Annotated in this window: 3 protein-coding genes; all 3 read right to left on the bottom strand. The window is 63.3% G+C overall.

Translation table 11 applies throughout. From position 1 onward, the window contains the following. Positions 1-26: 26 nt before the first annotated feature. Positions 27-272, bottom strand: a complete 246-nt coding sequence (locus tag RMT89_RS40300; protein WP_315888713.1) for a DUF2312 domain-containing protein — start codon at positions 270-272, stop codon at positions 27-29. Between the two features lies 1 nt (position 273). Further along, entirely contained in the window at positions 274-540 is a 267-nt protein-coding gene (locus RMT89_RS40305) for a hypothetical protein (protein WP_315888714.1), read from the bottom strand. Further along, positions 537-1025, bottom strand: a 489-nt coding sequence (locus RMT89_RS40310; RefSeq protein WP_315888715.1) for a phage protein Gp27 family protein, incomplete at its 5' end; no start/stop codon positions are given. The genes RMT89_RS40305 and RMT89_RS40310, both read right to left, overlap by 4 nt.

Here is a 1025-nt window from a genome sequence, read left to right on the forward strand (position 1 = left end):
CTTGACCATCCAGAAGCGCCGCGGCGTCATTGCGCCATCCCCAAAGCATCCAGATACATCTCAAGGATCGCCTGCTCTTCGGCGAGATCATCGCGGTCGCGCCGGCGCATCGAAATGACCTTGCGCATCACCTTGGTGTCGTAACCTCGCGCCTTGGCCTCGGCCATCAGCTCGCGCTGGCGCTCGGTCACATCCTGTTTCTCCGATTCGAGCTGTTCATATTGCTCAATGAACTGGCGGAGTTCTTGCGCTGCAATATTGGGATCGGTCATCTCAGTAATCCACGATCAAGGTGATGCCGGCTGCGCGCAGCGCCTGTTCCAGCGCCTCGCGGGTCTCAAAGCCCAATGTGTCAATCCGGGGCGCGCCCAGGTCGGCGTGCGAGATCTCGGCGCGCCAGCCCGAGAAGGGCGGCTCGTCCGCCTCATTAAACATGATCTCGGCCATCGCATCCGCCGCCAGAAGGTCGCGCTCGCCGAGCGCCTGAATGATCTCGGCCGTTGTGGCCGGCTGTGCCTCACCGAAGATATTTCGCTTCATTCCACCCCCAGAATTTCTGATTTGATTGCCTCGGCCGTCTCGGCCGACAGCCCCTTGGCCCTGGCCACCGTGGTGACGGCCGCCTTCACCTGCTTTTCAAACTCGGCTTCGACCTTGGCCCGGCGGTCGGTCGAAATCCCCATCGCCTGCGCCGCCGATTTCATGGCCGCTGCCAGTTGCATGGCCTCGACCGGCTTCCAGCCCGCGTCACCGGCATGAGCGGTCAGCTCCAGCACCAGCGCCATGATCGCCTGACTGGCAAGCTTGGTCAGATCATCCGCCCCCTTGCCGTCAAAGCGCGCCGACAATGTGCTGCCGATTTCGCGGGCCTCTTCCAGCCGCCGGGCCAGCGCGGCCATGCGAAAAGCATGGCGGTGAAACGAGCTGAAGGACGGGATGTCGAATTCGACCTCGCCGCGCCGATCCGCCATCAGCGCCTCGCAGCGGGCGACGAACTCGGCATAGATGTCCGTCTGGGTCCGGTC

The organism is Streptomyces sp. P17 (genome assembly GCF_032436805.1).
GTDB lineage: Bacteria > Actinomycetota > Actinomycetes > Streptomycetales > Streptomycetaceae > Streptomyces.